At 58.1% G+C, this 18,560-nt stretch carries 8 protein-coding genes; 6 read left to right on the plus strand and 2 right to left on the minus strand.

Annotation, left to right across the window (positions count from 1 at the left end; genetic code table 11):
- Nucleotides 1-5: 5 nt before the first annotated feature.
- Complete coding sequence (locus ACILSR_RS12670; protein WP_395750144.1) at nt 6-3,689, plus strand: PVC-type heme-binding CxxCH protein; 3,684 nt, start codon at nt 6-8, stop codon at nt 3,687-3,689.
- A 47-nt stretch (nt 3,690-3,736) separates the two neighbouring features.
- Here the strand turns inward: ACILSR_RS12670 and ACILSR_RS12675 are convergent, their stop codons facing one another.
- Complete coding sequence (locus ACILSR_RS12675; protein ID WP_395750145.1) at nt 3,737-5,185, minus strand: DUF1501 domain-containing protein; 1,449 nt, start codon at nt 5,183-5,185, stop codon at nt 3,737-3,739.
- 17 nt (nt 5,186-5,202) lie between these two features.
- A complete protein-coding gene (locus ACILSR_RS12680) occupies nt 5,203-7,668 on the minus strand; it encodes a PSD1 and planctomycete cytochrome C domain-containing protein (protein ID WP_395750146.1) in 2,466 nt (821 codons plus the stop codon).
- A gap of 379 nt (nt 7,669-8,047) precedes the next feature.
- Between ACILSR_RS12680 and ACILSR_RS12685 the strand changes: the two genes are divergently transcribed.
- From ACILSR_RS12685 to ACILSR_RS12705, 5 genes are all read left to right on the plus strand, one after another.
- Nucleotides 8,048-9,025, plus strand: coding sequence for a DUF1080 domain-containing protein (locus tag ACILSR_RS12685; RefSeq protein ID WP_395750147.1), 978 nt, complete (start codon nt 8,048-8,050; stop codon nt 9,023-9,025).
- A 35-nt stretch (nt 9,026-9,060) separates the two neighbouring features.
- Nucleotides 9,061-10,086 (plus strand): PIG-L deacetylase family protein, encoded by a 1,026-nt coding sequence (locus tag ACILSR_RS12690; RefSeq protein ID WP_395750148.1) that lies wholly within the window; start codon nt 9,061-9,063, stop codon nt 10,084-10,086.
- 77 nt (nt 10,087-10,163) lie between these two features.
- Entirely contained in the window at nt 10,164-13,211 is a 3,048-nt protein-coding gene (locus ACILSR_RS12695) for a PSD1 and planctomycete cytochrome C domain-containing protein (protein ID WP_395750149.1), read from the plus strand.
- 33 nt (nt 13,212-13,244) lie between these two features.
- Complete coding sequence (locus tag ACILSR_RS12700) at nt 13,245-14,690, plus strand: DUF1501 domain-containing protein (protein ID WP_395750150.1); 1,446 nt, start codon at nt 13,245-13,247, stop codon at nt 14,688-14,690.
- A 155-nt stretch (nt 14,691-14,845) separates the two neighbouring features.
- Nucleotides 14,846-18,550: a polysaccharide lyase family 8 super-sandwich domain-containing protein gene (locus ACILSR_RS12705; RefSeq protein ID WP_395750151.1), complete on the plus strand. Its 3,705-nt coding sequence runs from the start codon at nt 14,846-14,848 to the stop codon at nt 18,548-18,550.
- The last annotated feature ends 10 nt before the right edge of the window (nt 18,551-18,560 follow it).

Below are 18,560 nucleotides of genomic sequence, written 5' to 3' on the forward strand. Positions count from 1 at the left end.
ACCTTATGAAAACAAGCATCGACCACCTTTGGAAAAGCATGGTTCTGGCAGGTTTTTTTTGTGGCGCACTTTTCCAGAGTGCTGCTGCTGAGGATGCCGAGAAACGCATCGTCTTCATCGCCGGAGGGCCTAGCCATGGGCCGGGAGAGCATGAGTACCGCGCCGGTAGTCTGCTGCTGGCCAGAGCCTTGAATGAACAGAGCGGACTGCGCGTGAAAGCCGAAGTCATTTCGGGCTGGCCGGAAGACGCAACTGTGCTGAAAGCGGCTGCTGCCATCATTGTCTTCGACAGCGCCACCAAAAGCATCGGGAGCCACCTGGATGAAGTCGACAAGCTCGCCAAAGAAGGCCGGGGCGTGATGTTTCTGCACTATGCCGTGCATCCCAGCGCGCAGGTGGGAGAGAAGTATTACCGCCCATGGACCGGCGCTGCTTTTGAATCGGGATTCTCCGTGAACCCCTTCTGGATCGCAGACCTGGAGCCACTGCCTGCGCACCCGGTATCACGTGGCATCCAGGGACCGGTGAGAGCCTACGATGAGTTTTACTACAACATGCGTTTTCGCCCGGAAAAGAATGGTGTGCTGGATCTGGCGACCGCCACACCTACACGGGAGAACATCGTGATGGTGAACAATCTCTGGACTCAGGCCGGCTATGAAGGGCTGAATCAAAAGCAGACGCTGCTATGGGGTACACAGAGGGAGGATGGTGGGCGCGGTGCCGGCTTTACCGGCGGGCACTACCACAAGAACTGGGCTTTGGATGACTACCGGAAGCTGGTGCTGAATGCCATAGTCTGGGTGGCAGGCATGGAGGTGCCCGAAGGCGGGGTGAAATCAGATCCGATCACAGTCGAAGATCTCAATGCGAATCTCGATGACAAGGGCCGCGCTGCGAATCTCGCGCTGCCGACAGAAACGGATCTTGGCAAGCTCAAGCATTCGCCCGTACCAACTGCGGAAGAGCATGCCGCAGCCTGGAAAGCACGGCAGGAAAACCGTGGAAAAGCAGGGAAAGAAAAAGCGAAAGCCGCAGCACCAGAAGCTGCGAAGGCAGCAATGCCGGAAGTGCCAAAGGCAGCACCTGCCGATGCGGAGAAAAGCCCCCCCAACAACGAAGCTGGTGATGCACCTCGCGTGGTCCCTCCCACGGCTTTCACGGTGCCGGAAGACCTGGAGGTGACCCTGTGGGCCACTTCTCCCATGTTCTTCAATCCAACAAACATGGATACTGACCGTGAAGGACGCATTTGGGTGGCTGAGGGCGTGAACTACCGAAAGAAAAAGAACCGCCGGCCCGAGGGGGATCGCATTGTGGTGCTGGAAGACGCGGACAAGGACGGCAAAGCCGACCATTCGCATGTGTTTGTGCAGGATCCTGAACTGGTCACACCGCTCGGCATCGCGGTGCTGGGAAACCGCATTGTGGTTTCGCAGCCTCCTCATTTGATCGTCTATACCGACGTGGATGGTGATCTCCGTTTTGATCCCACGAAGGACAAGCGTGAGAACCTGCTGAGCGGCTTTTTGGGGAACAATCACGATCACAGTCTGCATGCTGTCGTCGCCGGACCTGACGGCAGGTATTATTTCAACCAGGGCAACACGGGGGCGGATTTCACCACGCGTGAGGGCGTGCGCTACCGTGTCGGCGGGCCTTACCATGAAGGGCAAAAACTCGCAGGTGCCAGGAGCGATGACGGACGCATCTGGACAGGCGGATTCGCCGCGAGCATGAACCCGGATGGCACAGGGCTGCGGATGATCGGGCATGGCTTCCGAAACAGCTATGAGCAATGCGTCAATTCATTGGGAGATGTTTACCAGAGCGACAATGACGACCCGCCTGCGTGCCGAAACACGTGGCTGATGGAGGGCGGTTTTTTGGGATTCTTCTCCCGAAGCGGCATGCACACCTGGGAGGCCGACCGCCGCCGTGGACAGACCGTCCCGGTGGCTGAGTGGCGTCAGGAAGATCCCGGCACCCTGCCTCCGGGCGATGTCTATGGTGCGGGCTCTCCCACTGGAGTCACCTTTTACGAGAATGGTGCCCTGCCAGACAAATACCGCGGACTTTACCTCAGCGCTGAGGCGCGTAGACAGGTGGTGTTTGGCTATTATCCCAAGCCTGATGGGGCTGGCAAAAAGTTGGAACGTTTTGATTTCTTCAAGGCAGCCGGCAAGACGCTCTTTCGACCCAGTGATGTGATGGTGGGAGCGGATGGTGCGCTGTATGTGGCAGACTGGTTTGACGAGGGTGTGGGCGGACATGGGACCCGCGATGATGCCTTTTCAGGAAGCATTTACAGGATAGCGACCAAAGGGTTCCGTCCCTCCATCGACACTGCCGGCATCCCGCCCGGCACTGAGCTTGCGGCTGAACAAGCCGTGCGCCTGCTGGTGAGTCCTGCTCCCAATGTGCGGCATGACGGTCTTGTCGCTCTCAAAGCCATGATGCAAAAGGGGGACGGTGCAGCCATTCAAGCCATCGAGAAGCTGGCGCAGCATGAGAATCCCTGGATTCGCAATCGCGCAGCGTGGCTGCAGCCATGGCGTGGTGCCACGGGTGTGGACTGGATCAAAGACAAGTTGAACAGCGAGGACGCAGATCAGCGCATCCTGGCTCTGCGAGTGCTGCGCAATGCAGGCCTGGCCAAGGCTGATAATACCGAACTCTGGCAAAAAGTGACACGAGATGACAGCCCTGCTGTGCGCCGGGAAGCGGCGGTGATGCTGCGTGACATGCCAGCAGCATTGAAGCAGACACTCGTCGTCGAACTGCTTCGCCGCTATGATGGCAGGGACCGTGTGTATCTTGAAGCCTGTGGTCTCGCCGCAGAAGGTGTTGAGTCGGCTGTTTGGGCGGCTTTGCGCAAAGAACTGGATCAAACAAAAGAGCTGTCATGGTCTCCCGCCTTTGCGCGAATCACCTGGCGGCTGCAGCCGGTGGAGGCCGTGCCTGCGTTGCTCGCCCGTGCCGATGCGACTGCGCTTTCCTTTGAGGACCGCAAGCTCGCTGTGGACAGCCTTGCTTTCACCCAAACTCAATCTGCCATGGATGCCATGGTCCGTCTGCGAAAAGCAGAACCGGCGATCGCCGAGCTGGCCACCGCATGGCTGCTGATCCGAGCGACCGATGAATGGGAAGGCTTTGGAGGACGTAAAGTCCTCAAAGACGAAGGACTCTATGATCCGGAGAAGGTCGTCATCCAGGAGGTGGTGATGCCGCCGAAGGCACGTGAGAGCCTGCTCCCGCCAGCCGGTGAAATCGCACGTTTGAAAGGCGATGCGGTCAAGGGGCAGATGATCGCAAACCGATGCACGATGTGCCATCGCATCCAGGGCAATGGCGCCGAGTATGGTCCGGATCTCAAAGGCTGGGCTGCCCAGCAGGGGGTGGAAAACTTCATCAAAGCCGTGGTGAATCCATCTGATACCGTGGCGCTGGGATTCGAAGGGCAGACAGTGCCGCTCAACGATGGGCGCAAGGTGGAAGGCATCCTCATCAGTGCCGGCGATCCTCTGACGGTGCGCTCGATGGGCGGCCTGACGCAGATGATTCCCCGTTCGATGTTGTTTCGCCGCACCGCGCCGATGAACCGCTCACTCATGCTCTCGGCGGAGGAGATGGGTCTGACTGCGCAGGATGTGGCGGACCTGGCTGCCTACATGATGATGTACAAGTAATCCAGCTCTCGAATGACTTGTCACATCGCCCTGCGGATGAGCGGGGCTCATGCGAGGATGTCCTTGACCACATGGCCATGAACATCGGTGAGACGGTAGTCACGGCCTTGGAAGCGGTAGATGAGACGCTCGTGATCGAGGCCCAGCAGATGCATGATGGTGGCCTGGAGATCGTGGATGTGGACTTTGTTTTCCACGCCTGAAAAGCCCAGCTCATCCGTGCTGCCGTAGTCAAAACCTGACTTCACGCCGCCGCCTGCGAGCATGAGAGAGAAGCAGTCGGGATAGTGGTCGCGGCCGAGGACCGGGCTCTTTGCCGTGCGCCCCTCTCTGAAAGGGGTGCGGCCAAATTCACCGCCCAAGACGACGAGGGTGTCCTCCAGCAGGCCGCGCTGTTTGAGGTCGCGGATCAGAGCTGCGGCGGGTTTGTCAGTGGCGGCCATCTTGGTGCTCAGGCCGGCACGGATGTCTTCACGCGGATTGGTGCCGTGGAAGTCCCAGCCCCAGTCAAACAGGTGGACGAAGCGCACACCATTCTCGACCAGACGCCGCGCGAGAAGGCAGTTGTTGGCAAAGCTGGATTCGCCGGGTCTGGCGCCGTAGGCATCGAGCATGGAGCGTGGCTCTTTGCTGATGTCCATCACCTCAGGTACGCTCGTTTGCATGCGGTAGGCGAGTTCGTACTGGGCGATGCGGGTGAGGGTTTCGGGATGCCTCTGCCGTTCCCACTGGCGGTGGTTGATTTCCTCCATGGCATTCAGCTGGCTGCGGCGCAGAGCGCTGGTGATGCCGGAGGGATTGCCGGCAAAGAGCACAGGGTCGCCTTTGCCGCGGCACTGCACGCCCTGAAACACGGAGGGCATGAAACCGCTGCCCCAGAGATTCTGGCCGCCGCTGGGCTGAGTGCCGCTGGAAATGAGCGCGACAAAGGCTGGCAGATCCTGGTTCTCAGTGCCGAGTCCGTAGGTGGCCCAGGAACCCATGGATGGGCGGCCCTGGCGTGCATGGCCGGTGAAGAGGAGAAGCTCGGCCGGGGCGTGATTGAACTGATCCGTGTGCATGGAGCGCACGAGAGTGATGTCATCTGCGATGCTGTGAAAGTGGGGCACGGCATCACTCATCCACATGCCAGCGCTGCCGTGCTGGGAGAAGGTGCGCGGGGTGCCCAGCAGAGAGGGGACTCCGGATGTAAACGCGAACTGGCGGCCTTTAAGAAATGAATCCGGACAGGGCTGGCCGCTGCGTTTTACGAGCTCCGGCTTGTAGTCGAAGATGTCAAGGTTCGGCGGTCCGCCTGACATGTGAAGGTAGATGACCCTGCGGGCTTTGGCTGGCTGGTGTGGCGGGTGTGCCCCAGAGCTGGTCTCCGCTGTGGCCTTTGCAGCACCAAGCTCCAAAGCCTGCAAGGCCAGGGCGCCCAGGCTGAACTGGCCGGTGCTGCCCAAGAAATGGCGACGTGTCTGTGCTTTGAGGGATTCGTGAAAAGGGGAGTTCATGGGGGAAATGGGGGAAATCAAAGGCGCATGATGAACTCATCCAGATTCATCAGGACATTGGCGACGGCAGTCCATGCGGCGAAGCTGGCCTTGTAGCCGCGGTGATGGGGATCGGCAGTGATCTGGGATGCGAGCGCGGGGTTGCTGCGGTAGAGAGCGAGGGCTTCTTCATAGACCGAACTGAGGGTGCGAGTGTCTTGCGCATCTGGCTCGCGAGTCAGGCAAAGTTTCCAGGCAAGGTGGAGGCGTGAAGCTGTGTCGCCGCTTTCCGCGACCAGACGGCGGGCCAGCGACTGGGCAGCTTCGACAAACACCGGGTCATTGAGCGTGACGAAGGCCTGAAGGGGCGTGTTGGAGCGGCCACGCCGAAGGGTGCAGACCTCGCGGCTCGGTGCGTCGAAGATGGAGAAGCTGGCATAAGGGCTGTTGCGGCGTGTGTCGGTGTAGATGCTGCGGCGGTGCTGATCCCCGCCCTCACTGATCTGCCAGTCGCTGCCTTGGCCACCGAAGGCGACGCCCAGGCCGGTTTTAGGAGCGAGGGGGCGCACCGGGATGCCACCCATCTTTAAATTGAGCAGACCGCTGACTAAAAGAGCCTGGTCCCGCAGGACCTCTGCTCCAGGGCGAAAGCGCGGCCCGCGGGTGAGAAGGCGGTTTTCGGGATCGCGTTCATCAAGTGCTGGTGTGCTGCGGGAGTCCTGGCGGTAGGCGCGGGAATTGAAGATCAGCGTGAGCATGTGCTTCACATCCCAGTTGCTCTCCATGAACTCTGCCGCCAGCCAGTCGAGCAACTCAGGGTGGAGCGGCATCTCCCCCTGGCTGCCGAACTCTTCGCTGGTGCGGACAATACCGATGCCAAAGACGGCTTCCCACATGCGGTTGACAGCGACTCGTGCGGTCATCGGATTGTCCTTGCTCACCAGCCAGCGGGCGAGGCCAAGACGGTTGCGTGGTGCGTCAGGCGGCAGGGCGGGGAACACAGCAGGAACACCCTCCTGCACCTCATCTCCCAGGGCCTGCCAGTTGCCACGCAGCTGCACCTGTGTCTTGCGGCGCTTTTCTCCGGCCAGATCCATCATCACCGGCACTGTCGTGGGCTTGGTGGCATTGAGCTGTGCTTCCAGCGACTCGAGTTGTGCGCGTATTTCTCTGGCTGCCTCGGACACACGCAGTGCGTAATGCCGCCGAATGATGGACTCCTGATCCGGACTGCGTTCGTGTGAAGGGATGGCGAGCGCCTTTTTGATCGCCGGGAATTTTTCGGGGTCGACTTTCTGCCCGGACTTCAACCATTGCTCCAGCCCGGCGAGGTATTGAGGCTTTGGCCGGGCAAAGGCAGACTCCAGTGCGGCTTTTTTCTTCTTCAAGGCTTCCCGCAGCGTTTTGATGTCTGGCGGGATGAGTTCCAGCACAGGGGATTCGTCCTTCTTATCTGCATCCGCGCTTTGATTGAAGAAGGCGTAGGCCTGGTAGTATTCGTTGATGGTGATGGGGTCGTATTTGTGAGTGTGACATTGGGCGCAGGCCATGGTGGTGCCCATCCAGACAGCAAAGGTGGTGTTCACCCTGTCTATCACCGCAGCGACGCGAAACTCCTCGTCATTGGTGCCGCCTTCGTTGTTGGTCATTGTGTTGCGATGAAACGCAGTGGCGATGAGCTGATCCTTGGTGGGATTTGGCAGCAGGTCTCCTGCGATTTGCTCAATGGTGAACTGGTCAAAACCCATGTTCGTGTTCAGCGCACGAACCACCCAGTCACGATAACTCCAGATCTCACGGGGCGGATCGCTGGGATAGCCTGCACTGTCTGCGTAGCGTGCAAGATCGAGCCACTGACGAGCCCAATGCTCACCGTAGGCAGGTTTGGCAAGATAGTAGGCCACAATTTTGTCATGCGGCAGCGGGAGAAGCTGAGCCAGTTCCCGCAGTGTGGGCGGCAGGCCGGTGATATCGAGTGACAGGCGGCGGATGAGCACGGTCTTGTCTGCCTGTGGAGAGAAAGTGAGATTCTCCCTCTGCAGGCGTGAAGCCAGAAATGCGTCAATGGGGGTGCCGCCATTGTTCAGCGGCACCGGCGGGCGCTTCACAGGTTCATAAGCCCAGTGCCCACCCCATGGTGCTCCCTGCAAAATCCATTCCTTCAGCAGAGCCACCTGCTGCTGGGGAATGGTTTTGTGCAGCTTGAGTGGCGGCATCTTCTCATCGGGATCGGTGCTTTCGATGCGTTGGATGAGCGTGCTTTGACCAGGGTTTCCCGGGTTTACAGCCACAGAGCCTTCGTGGGAAGCTTTTGCATGAGACTCAAGATCGAGCCTCAGCCCGCCTTTTCTGCCCTTGTCATCAGGCCCATGACAGGAGATGCAGTTCTCGGACAGGATGGGGCGAATGTCGCGACTGAATGAAATCTCGGCACGGCAGAGTGAAGCGGGGATAAGGCCAATCAAAGCCAGCGTGCTGGATACCAAGGAGGACTTCAAATTCATGAGGGTGGGAAAAAGTACTCAGGGATGTTTGCGAATGCGCAGATGGCGAAACTAGGCGGGAAAGCCTGCACTTTCGAGACAGGGTGCACTCCACCCTTCTCCATAGATGACTATGCTGGCTTGTACCTCGACGTCCGATGCCTTCAGGCCGGAGGTGCAGAGCAAGAGTCCGAGAATGGGGGGAGTAATGGAATGAGACGGCATGATTGAAAGCAGCCCTGCCGAATGTCCTGCCGTTCACTTCGGTTGTTATTTTCTTTCTTGTCATGATGTAACTGGCAGCCAGCAGCCCAGGCGGATGATCTGCGCTGTTGGTGAAGGATTTTCGCAACGGTAATCATCGTGGAGACATTGGCTCAGGGACACACATCCACCGCCCATGATTCATTCCCTCAAAAAGACTCTCCTCGTTAGTTTCGCAGCCCAGGCATTGCTTTCAGTCTCCTGGTGCGCAGCCAGCAATCCCATGGTCGGAAGCTGGGGCTTCTTCACACCGAACCAACGCGCGGGCTGGCTGGGCATCGAGCAAGATGAGAAGGGTCTGGCGGCCAAGCTGCTGTGGGCCAGTGGCAGTGTGACACCAGTGGAGTCAGTCAAAATGGAGGGCGATACCCTGATCCTGGAGCGTGAGATGAAGACCAAGCTGGGCAGCACACGGCACAAGCTCGTGGCGACACAGCAAGGCGATGATCTTGTGGTTCGAAGCTCCTTCACGAAGGAAGATGGCAGCCCGGGAGAGACGGGTGAATTCATCGCCCATCGGCAGCCACCGTTGCCAGCCAAACCCGACCTCAGCCAGGTGAAGTTCGGCAGTCCTGTCTCCCTGATCGCAAAGGAAGGAATGAGTGGATGGCAATCCTCCAATGGAGTGGAGCCGAAGTTTTGGTCGGTGAACGAGGGCGTGCTCTCGAATCGAGTGGTGCACGAAAAGGGCGTGCGCGGTGCCAACCTGCGGACGGCGGAAGTCTTTGAAGATTTCCGACTTGTCACGGAGGTCCGAACGCTGCCCAAAAGCAACAGCGGCATCTATTTGCGCGGCGTGTATGAAATTCAGATCATCGACAGCCATGGGAAGCCGCTGGACTCCCATAACATGGGAGCTCTCTACAGCCGCCTCACTCCCGCCATTGATGCTGAAAAGGCCGTGGGTGAGTGGCAGACGCTGGAAATCACCCTTGTCGACCAGCATGTGACCGTGGTGCTGAATGGTCAGACGCTGATTGACAACGAGCCTGCGCTGGGATGCACGGGCGGTGCCTTGACCTGGGATGTGACCAAGCCCGGGCCGATCATGCTGCAAGGAGACCACAGCGACATTGATTACCGCAACATGGTCCTGACCCCGGTCCTGAAATAACTGCCAGGCGACGAGCCCTCCCACCATTCCAAAACATGACAGCCAGCCTTCCATTGATGAGTTCACCAGTTTCCTCCGGCCTGAAGCTGCATCATCCCAAAGCGCAGATTTTTATTCCAGACCGTGTACCTGAGGCAGAGGCGATGGGCCGAGTCACTCATCTTGGGATCGGCGCTCATCAGGATGATCTGGAGTTCATGGCCTTCCATGGCATCCTCAACTGCTACCGAAGGACGGACCGCTGGTTTGCGGGAGTGACGTGCACGGACGGGGCCGGCAGCGCACGTGCAGGGCGCTACGCGGACTACACTGACGAGCAGATGCAGGCGGTGCGTGTCGAGGAGCAGAACGCCGCGGCCATGGTCGGCGGCTATGCCGCGATGATCCAGCTGGGGCATCCCAGCAGCAGCGTGAAGTCTTCCAGTGACAGGAGCCTGCAGGATGATCTGCTGACCATTCTGGAGCACACGCAGCCGGAGGTGGTGTATACCCACAATCCGGCGGACAAGCATGAAACCCACATCGGCGTGGTCATTGCGGCCCTGGATGCCATGCGTGCACTGCCAGCTGAGAAACGACCGAAAGCGGTGTATGGCTGCGAGGTGTGGCGCAACCTCGACTGGATGCCCGATGAGGAGAAAGTCCTGCTCAATCTCTCCGGCAACGCCAACCTCGCGGCGGCTCTCAACAGCCTTTTTGACTCCCAGATTGCGGGCGGCAAACGCTACGATCTCGCTGTCACCGGGAGGCAGCACGCCAATGCCACTTTTTTGGATGCTCACAGCATCGACGAGACCACCACGGTAGCCTATGCCATGGATCTCACGCCCCTTGTCGCGACCCCCAGTCTCGACATCGCAGATTTCGTCCTCAGTGCCATTCATCGTTTTGAACTCGATGTACGGGGGAAGCTCATCCGCAAAATGGGCAGCCGGAGCGGCAGCGGCAAAGCCGTCCAGGACGAAGGCCATGCAGGCGGGCACGCGGAGAGAATGCGGCGCTTCGAGCGAGGAATGGACAGCATCACCGTCGGGCATTTGACCGCGACCTCCGCCAGCTAACGACTGCTTCTTGATTTATGAAATGCGTTCAATCATTCTCAGCCGCAGCCCTTCACCTGATGGTGGCTGCCACATGGATGCCTTTGTCGGCCGTGGCCGGAGTGGAGTTTAATCGTGATGTGCGGCCCATTCTATCCGACACCTGCTTTCACTGCCATGGCCCAGATGCGGGAGAACGCAAAGGAGGCCTGCGGCTGGATGTGCGTGAAGAGGCCCTGAAGCCTGCGAAATCAGGCGAGACTGCCATTGTTCCGGGCAAGCCAGACGAGAGCGAGCTGATCCGTCGTGTTCTGACGGATGACGACAGTGATTTGATGCCACCGCAAAAGCTGCACAAGCCGCTGACCGCGAAACAGAAGGAGACTCTGAAGGCCTGGATTCAGGAAGGGGCGGTGTATCAGGGACACTGGGCGTTTACCCCGCTTGTGAAGCCTGCGGTGCCAGCGGTCAAAAGCTCTGAAAAAATTGAAAACGGAGTGGACGCTTTTATCCGCGCGCGACTGGACAAGGCGGGGATGAAACCTTCCGAGGAAGCGGACCGTGCGACCTTGATCCGCCGGGTTTCGCTGGATCTGACGGGGCTGCCTCCTGAGCTCAGTGAGATCGAGAGGTTTGAAAAAGACAGTTCGCCGGACGCCTATGAAAAAGTGGTGGATCGTTTGCTGGCTTCGGACCACTACGGGGAGCGCATGGCCATGCAGTGGCTGGATTTTGCGCGCTACGCAGACAGCCATGGATTTCAGTCGGACAGCAGCAGGCAGATGTGGCCGTGGCGTGACTGGGTGATCCAGGCATTCAATCACAACATGCCGTTTGACCAGTTTACGATCGAGCAGCTGGCCGGGGATCTGCTTCCGCAGGCCAGCCAGAGTCAGATCATTGCAACAGGCTTCAACCGTAATCATCGGCTGAATGGTGAAGGCGGGATCATTGGCGAAGAATGGCGCATCGAAACCGTCATTGACCGTCTGGAGACCGTTGGCAGCACGTGGCTTGGACTGACGTTTAACTGCTGCCGCTGCCATGACCACAAGTATGACCCGATCCGGCAGAAGGACTTCTATTCGTTCCTCGCATTCTTCAACAACGTTCCTGAGACAGGAACCTTTGACGACAAGTCGAAAACGCGCAGCGGCAACATCACGCCTGTGGTGGAGGTGACGACACCTGAGCAGGGCCAGAAGCTGGCCGCATTGGAAGCTGCGGTGAAAAACGCCGAAGCCGACCTGGCCAGGGCTCGCCAGTCCCTTGGCCAGCTGGTTTCAAAATGGGAAGCGAAGGTGACGCCTGAAAAAATGCAGGCCATCCAAGTGTGGAAACGGTTTGATGCCGATTCGGTCGAATCCCAGGGCGGTGCGACATTGAGCCAACGTGCGGATGGCAGTTATCTCGTCAGTGGCAAGGTGTCGCGAGGTGACACCTATGTGATCAAAGGCCAGCTGCCAGAGGTTGAGACCACAGGCCTGCTGATCGAGTGTCTTCCAGATGCCAGCCTGCCCGCGGGCGGACCGGGCCGTGGGCCGAAGGGAGCCTTTGTGCTCGACAACATCGGTGTGGATGTGATCACTGACGATGCGGGCAATCCCATGCAGGCGCCCATTGCGAGAGTGGTGGCGGGGGCGTCTGCGAAAGGTTGGGATGCCGGTCTGCTGGCCTCAGGTGAAAGGATAAAAAAGATTCGAAAGGGCTGGAATGTGCCGGCGGGAGATCGGAAGCCCCAGCGGGCGATGCTGGTGTTTGAAAAGCCGCTGCCCGCGGGCGCGCGCATGGTGATCACGCTAGGGCAGTCGGCGCTGCCTGGGCAGAGCATCGGTTGCTTTCGGTTGGGGGTGTCAAGCCTGAGGCGGGGCGAGCTGACCCTGACGGAGGAGCAGGAACGTGAGGCGCTGGTGGCGGCCATGAGGCTGGCGCCCGCACGCCGCAGCAAGGTGCAGAGAGAGGCGATTGAATCGTATTATCTGACTCATGTGGCCAATCCTGTCACTGCTGCAGATGATCTGCTGAAGGCCGCCAGGAACGCCGTGGAAACTTTTCGCAAAGGGCTGGTGGACGTCATGGTGATGCAGGAAATGCCCCGGCCGCGTGATGCCTTCGTGCTGGAGCGTGGCGAGTATGACAAACCACGGGACAAGGCGGAGATGGCCACGCCAGCCTTTCTGCCACCCATGCCACCGTCCGCGCCGAAGAACAGGCTCGGCCTCGCGCAGTGGATCACAGATGCCGCGAACCCTTTGACCGCCCGTGTGTGGGTGAATCGCACCTGGGAGAAGTTCTTTGGCATCGGGCTGTGCAAGACGACGGAGAACCTGGGATCGCAATCGGAGTGGCCCGTGCATCCCGAACTGCTGGACTGGCTGGCGTGTGAATTCATGAGCATGAAATGGGACATGAAAGCATTTCAAAAGATGCTGGTCATGAGCCGCACGTACCGGCAGTCATCAAAGCTGAGCCCGGAAGCCATTCTGGCCGATCCAGAAAACCGTCTGCTGGCACGCGGGCCGCGTTTCCGCCTTGATGGCGAATCGGTGCGTGACCAAGCATTGCATGTGGCGGAACTGCTGGTGGGTGAAGTGGGCGGGCCCAGTGTCAGGCCTTATATGCCAGCGGGGGTGTGGGACGAGACGAGCAAGTACGGAAACCTCCTCAACTACACGATGGACAAAGGTCCGGGCGCGCACCGGCGCAGCCTTTACACCATCTGGAAACGTACTGCGGCCCCTCCTTCAATGCTGCTGTTTGACGCGCCGTCCCGGGAAACCTGCGTGGTGAAGCGGAGCCGCACCGACACACCTCTGCAAGCTCTGGCGCTTCTGAATGAAGTCTCGCACGTGGAGGCGGCTTGTGCGCTTGGTGCCTTGATGCAAAAGCAGTGCGGCCAGATGGAGGATCAGATCGCCTATGGCTACCGCAAAGCCACCTGCCATACGATCGTGAAAGAAGACCTTGAGCTCATGGCCGCAGCTCATCGCCAGAGATTGAGGCATTTCAAAGAGCATCCGGCAGAGGCGGCTGCATTCCTATCCTTCGGTGGAAGCAACAGCGACCATGGCTCGCCGGAGGCTGCAGCCATGGCTGCCACCGCTGCGGTGCTCCTGAACTTGGATCGAGTCGTCACACGTGATTGAAATCAACCCTGCGTCCACTTCAACAGACATACCATGAAAGACTCCATTCAACTGCGAGATCAGATCAACCGGCGCATGTTTCTGGGACAAAGCGCCCGCGCCTTGAGCTCTGCCGCGCTGGCCTCGCTCCTGGCCGCCCCTGGCAGGGCCGCGGGTGCGGCAATACCAGGACAGATGCAAAATCATCCAGCACGCGCCAAACGGGTGATCTATTTGTTTCAGTCAGGTGCTCCGTCTCAGATGGATTTGTTTGACCCAAAACCAGAACTCGAAAAGCGACGCGGGGAGGACCTGCCGGCTTCGATCCGGCAGGGGCAGCGTCTGACTGGCATGACGGCAGGACAGAAAACCTTCCCCGTGGCTCCCTCCATTTTTTCGTTCAAGCAGCATGGCCAAAGCGCGGCCTGGATCAGCGAGCTGATGCCTCACCTCGCGGGTGTGGCGGATGACTTGTGCTTCATCAAGTCAATGCATACCGAAGTCATCAATCATGATCCGGCGATCACGTTCTGCCAGACGGGTTCCCAGCTGGCCGGGCGGCCGAGCATCGGCGCGTGGCTCAGCTATGGTCTCGGAAGTACAAATCAGGATCTGCCAGCCTATGTGGTGCTGACCTCATTCGGAACTGGGCGGAAAGATGACCAGCCACTGTATGACCGCCTCTGGGGCAGCGGCTTTCTGCCGACGCTGCATCAAGGCGTGAAGTTTCGAAACAAAGGGGACCCGGTGCTGTTTCTTTCCAATCCTGTGGGACTGGATCGTGCGCTGCGGCGCGGGCAGCTTGATGAACTGGCGGCCTTGAACCATCGGGATTATGACCGGTTTGGTGATCCTGAGATCCAGACACGCATCGGTCAGTACGAGATGGCGTTTCGAATGCAGACCAGTGTGCCTGATCTGGTGAACATTTCTGACGAATCCCAGCACACACTGGACATGTATGGTCCTGAAGTAAAAACACCGGGAACTTATGCCGCCAACTGTCTGCTGGCCCGCCGCCTGGCTGAACGTGACGTGCGCTGCATCCAGCTCTTCCACATGGGGTGGGACCAGCATTCAAACCTGCCCAAAGCCATTCAGGGGCAGTGTCATGACACCGACCAGCCCACCGCAGCACTGATCAAGGATTTGAAGCAGCGAGGTCTGCTGGATGACACGCTCATCGTGTGGGGGGGGGAATTTGGCCGCACCGTCTATTCACAGGGAACTCTCACTGAAACCAACTATGGCCGGGATCATCATCCTCGCTGCTTCACCACTTTTCTGGCCGGTGCGGGCATCAAGGCCGGGACATCCCTTGGAAGCACGGATGAGTTCTGCTATAACATCGTCTCCGACCCGGTGCATGTGCACGATTTAAACGCCACAATCCTGCATCTGCTCGGGGTGGACCACACGCGACTTACTTTCAGATTTCAGGGACGTGATTTTCGTCTGACCGACGTGCATGGAAATGTGGTGAAGAAGATACTCGGCTGATGACTGGATCTTTAGCGTCATCTTTATGGCGTTTTGCGCGGTTGGATTGACTCGGAAATACGGGTGATATTCGATGAGTGGAAATCAATCTATTATTCAAAAATAGAGGGATTGATGGACTGAATATTATTCATCAAAGGAGCATGAGAACACCCATGAAACGACTACCACATCACCGATATACGTCAGCGTTGTTTGGAATAGCCTTCGCCTGCGCAAGCATGACAATGGCGAGGGCTGAAACCTTGTTTGGCAATTATTTCGACATTAAAACAGGAAGCGCGGGGAGGACGGAGGTGAATGGTAAAATCCATCTTCTCAGCAACAAAGATGCACATAAGACTCCGGTGCCTTCCACTTATCACTTTGTCATCACGAGTGATCCGTCCGGGCTGTTTGAGGTGGTGGACCAGCGGGATTCCATCTCACGGCTGTGGGGGATGCTGCGAGTCAAGACGGGGCTTTCTGTATCAGCGAATGCGCTGGATTATCCTGTCTCAGTGTCTCTTCTCGATGGCAGCAACTCCGTGGCCCAGGCAAATGTGGTCATTCATGCGGTAAGCAGCCCGTTGTATGATGGATTTTTAGATTCTGCAAAGTCCAGAGCTCGTGGGGAGCCCCGGCTTTATGGATCTACGAGCTACATTGACAGCGCCGTGGCCTCATTGATCACGGAAGTGGAGAACAATGGCGGCCGGTTTATCGACGTTGCCGCACCTTTGGTGAACGGGCAGCCTCAAGTCTATGCCTTCTATACCACTCCAATCTCGACTTTCATCGCCAACCACTCCTACCAGGGGGACAACTGGGCGGCTGTTGCCTCAAAAATAGGGGGGCTGGGCAAAGCCTATGCAACTTCGCCGAAGTATGGCCCGGGTGGAACCGTGACGGACCATGCCCGGCTGAAATCTGCCATCTATTCCGCCATGCGAGCATTCCTCGACCGGATCATGCTGGATCCAGCCGCTGTCATAGTTCCGAGCATGACTGTCAATAATGTATTGGTGCCAGCGCATCCCATTGGCACGGATTATGGAGATGGATTCTACAGACTAAGTGAATATGGAGTCGTCAGTTATAATGATCTGACCCATCAATGGAGGTTCACCGATCCCCTGTTGGGACCTGCGGCTTGGATCATGGCGGATCTTCTTGCCGAAATGCGCACAGGAGATCAGACTGCCGCCGATCTGCATGAAAGGCTGGTCCGTTTCTTTCAGATCTGCTATGGTAACCAGCCGTCCTACCGCATCATTGACAGTCCTGATGCTCGATGGGGCAATTTAACGGACACGCAGCATACGGAAGGTGCATTCTCAGACGCCAATCTTGGGCACCGCTTTCGAGGCTGGATGATGCTGCCTGCTGTTTGGGCAGACTATAATCGTCCGATCACCTACATGCCTTATTGGTATGGGGATTATTACACACAGTATCCCGGCACGTTATACATGCCCGGATGGACCCCTCACGGGGTTCTCGATGACTTTGTGTTCTGGGTGCGGCATGCTTTTCGCAATGCGCACATGTATGTGCAGTCCGGCTTTCAGCCAGATGGAACGGTGTCCCATCACACTGATTTTGCGACAGACATTGCCATGAACGCTTACGGTGGAGAATGGATGATCGAGCCCATTTACAGTTACCAGATGCTGCAGGGCAGCGGATTCGATCTTGGGAGTTATGGGTATCAGTTTATTTCGGACCACTATCTCTACACGTATGACAAAATGGTCTATCGTGGAGACTTTGATTTCACTGTATCAGGGCGCGGATACTACGCGGACTTTAAAAATAAATTTGTAAACGCGATGCCTGGCAACATCACTCGATTGCTGGCTGCCAAGCAGCCGGGAACGTTGATAACAAACGAAGCACAGTTGTCAGCCTGGGGAACTTCCATCACCCAAGGTGCGCAGCAGGCCACTGGAAACTTTCCTTTCTGGGTCGGGAACTACATGGTGCACCGCAATGGCGGGGCGAGTTCGAATCCCGCCTCGTTTTTCTTTTCTGTAAAGATGGCCAGTGATCTGACTACCGGCGCGGAGGATTTTGACTCGGTCGGCAAGTCCTGGCATGCCGGCAGCGGAGTTCTGCAATGCAAGGTCGGCGGTGCTGAGTACGACGTCAATGTCAAGAAGCGCTGGGACTGGCACGCTTTGCCGGGTGTCACCGAGGAGTGGCGAAACGACGCCATCCCCTCGGGAGATCAAAACAAGGCTGGTGGCAGCAATTTTGCAGGCATGGCATCAGACGGCGTCACTGGTTTTGCCGCCATGGAATACCGCTCCTATTCAGGTCAAAGCTATTCCGTGGCGCAGGCGGACAAGGCATTTTTCTTCCCGGGTTCCGAAGCCATCGCCCTGGGGGCCAACGTGGCACGCCGCGCCACGGGCCAGGGGCGGACGATCATCACCACCGTGGATCAGACGGCCTGGGTCTCTAACCTGACCTACTCTGTGAATAATGCTACTCCCACCACTGTTATCCAGGGGACTTCGGTCGATTTCAGTCTTCCACTTTCGGGGCCTACATGGGTCCATCAAGGAAGCACGGGGTATGTCATTTTTCCCCAGGGACAGCAGCCTCTGCACATTTGCGGAGGTGCGGCGGTGGTGGACACCGACACATCCGATACTTCAACCACGCCCATCATCCACCTGGCGCTTGAGCACGGGAGGGATCCTGCTGCTGCCAGTCTCACCAATTATTATTACATCATTGTCCCAAACATCACGGCTGCAGAAATGCCGGCTTACCTGGCTGTGGTACAAAGTAACATCGAAGTGGTCAGCAATGGGAACGGTGTGCAGGGTATTTACGACCATGCTCTTGGCACCGTGCAACTGGCCTTTCACGCTCCAACGTCGGTCATGACATCCACAGGTTTGCAGGTGTCTGTAGATCGTGCGGCGCTGGTGCATCTACGCCGCAACGGAGACAACTGGGAGGTCAGTGCCAGCGACCCCACGTCCACCTACGAAAACACTGAAATCAACATTACCCTCAACTTGTCACTCAAAGCCGGCAGTTATTCCAATGTTCTACCCGGGTTATATCCAATGATGGGTGAAGCTGTGACTGTGAAGGAGGTGAGCAATGGTGTGACGGTGAAATTTCCGCTGCCGGATCCCACGGATGATGCCAGCCTCAACTACCAGGCAGAGCTGTATGCGGGTGTTCCCATGCATGTGAGCATCCCCTCAGTGCCTGCTCCTACTGGGCTGGTGCACTACCTGCCGCTGAATGAGAACAGCGGCACGGCATCTCAGGATGTGACCGGCAACGGATTGAACGGCACGCTTGTCAACGGGACGGCCTGGACCAGCGGAGCACAGGGGCGCGCGGTGAGCCTGGATGGCCTGGATGACACAGTGACGACGCCTGTGCTTTCAGACTTAAGCACCAACACCCTCACCATCACTGGGTGGATCAAACGGAGCGGGAGTCAAACTCAGTGGGCGGGTCTGATCTTTTCACGAAACGCAGCCTACACCAGCGGGCTGATGCTGGGCGCCGGAAATGAACTGCGCTACTCATGGAAAGGGGGGGACTACAACTGGGGCTCAGGTCTCATTGTCCCAGATGACACATGGACGTTCGTTGCCTTGGTGATCCAGCCCGCATCTGCCACTTTGTACCTGGATGGCGGACAGGGGATGCAAACGTCAGTGCATAATGTCGCTCACGCTCCAGGTGGTTTCAATGCCGCCATCCAGCTGGGATGGGACACGTACAGTGCCGCCCGCAGATTTCGCGGTGCGATAGATGAGGTGAGGTTTTATAACCGGGCGCTGAGTCCGGAGGAGCTTCAGATTGTGCGGCAGCCCTGGCGGGTGTCCGCACCCAACCTGCCCTGAGCATGGCCAC

The sequence above is a fragment of the Prosthecobacter sp. genome (assembly GCF_044222565.1).
GTDB lineage: Bacteria > Verrucomicrobiota > Verrucomicrobiia > Verrucomicrobiales > Verrucomicrobiaceae > Prosthecobacter.

Bases quoted from the DNA above. Each gene is read 5' to 3' on its own strand.
- ACILSR_RS12700 (WP_395750150.1), top strand. From the start codon at position 13,245: ATGAAAGACTCCATTCAACTGCGAGATCAGATCAACCGGCGCATGTTT.
- ACILSR_RS12675 (WP_395750145.1), bottom strand. From the start codon at position 5,185: ATGAACTCCCCTTTTCACGAATCCCTCAAAGCACAGACACGTCGCCAT.
- ACILSR_RS12680 (WP_395750146.1), bottom strand. From the start codon at position 7,668: ATGAATTTGAAGTCCTCCTTGGTATCCAGCACGCTGGCTTTGATTGGC.
- ACILSR_RS12685 (WP_395750147.1), top strand. From the start codon at position 8,048: ATGATTCATTCCCTCAAAAAGACTCTCCTCGTTAGTTTCGCAGCCCAG.
- ACILSR_RS12705 (WP_395750151.1), top strand. From the start codon at position 14,846: ATGAAACGACTACCACATCACCGATATACGTCAGCGTTGTTTGGAATA.
- ACILSR_RS12690 (WP_395750148.1), top strand. From the start codon at position 9,061: ATGACAGCCAGCCTTCCATTGATGAGTTCACCAGTTTCCTCCGGCCTG.
- ACILSR_RS12670 (WP_395750144.1), top strand. From the start codon at position 6: ATGAAAACAAGCATCGACCACCTTTGGAAAAGCATGGTTCTGGCAGGT.
- ACILSR_RS12695 (WP_395750149.1), top strand. From the start codon at position 10,164: ATGCCTTTGTCGGCCGTGGCCGGAGTGGAGTTTAATCGTGATGTGCGG.